Annotated in this window: 1 rRNA gene; it reads left to right on the forward strand. The window is 59.2% G+C overall.

Features of this window, described 5'->3' with window-relative positions:
• Nucleotides 1-233, forward strand: a 23S ribosomal RNA gene (locus tag BG452_RS37970); the annotation flags it as partial.

Genomic DNA, 233 nt, shown 5'->3' on the forward strand with positions numbered 1-233 from the left:
GGCCGTGACTGCGTGCCTTTTGAAGAATGAGCCTGCGAGTTTGCGGTGTGTAGCGAGGTTAACCCGTGTGGGGTAGCCGTAGCGAAAGCGAGTCCGAATAGGGCGGTACAGTTGCATGCCCAAGACCCGAAGCGGAGTGATCTAGCCATGGGCAGGTTGAAGCGCGGGTAAGACCGTGTGGAGGACCGAACCCACCAGGGTTGAAAACCTGGGGGATGACCTGTGGTTAGGGG

The organism is Streptomyces sp. CBMA123 (assembly GCF_014596465.1).
Classification (GTDB): Bacteria; Actinomycetota; Actinomycetes; order Streptomycetales; family Streptomycetaceae; genus Kitasatospora.